This is a genomic window from Marichromatium sp. AB32 (assembly GCF_003718675.1).
Lineage (GTDB): Bacteria > Pseudomonadota > Gammaproteobacteria > Chromatiales > Chromatiaceae > Marichromatium > Marichromatium gracile.
The window spans coordinates 1-381 of the sequence record NZ_RHFJ01000158.1; the positions used below are offsets into that span (position 1 = coordinate 1).

A 381-nucleotide genomic window follows, 5' to 3' on the forward strand; every position below is an offset into this window, starting at 1 on the left:
CCTCTACATAAGTTGCATTGGCGCCAGCCAAGTGTGAAGACTCGCGCCATGCCTTCATCACGCCGTTGTGCATATTTTCCCTTAACCAGTAGTTTTCACGTTTGCTTCGGTCTTTGCCGAGCTATAACAGCCGACTAAAAATACGGTCGGCAATTTTTGTATTCTTTACTCGTATATTACTGAAGCAGTGAAGCGGTCATATCGGGTGATCCGCAACACTGCGACATTCCTAAGAGCGAGTAAATTAAACCGAACGATTAACCAACATCGACTTAATGTGACCGATGGCTTTCGTCGGATTTAATCCCTTAGGACAAACACTTACACAATTCATGATGCCATGGCAACGAAAAACGCTAAATGCATCATCAAGATCAGACA

General features: G+C 44.1%; 1 pseudogene. It reads right to left on the reverse strand.

The features are described 5' to 3' along the window. Window positions 1–244 precede the first annotated feature (244 nt). Window positions 245–381: pseudogene (gene sdhB, locus EBL85_RS16965) on the reverse strand (succinate dehydrogenase iron-sulfur subunit); the annotation flags it as partial.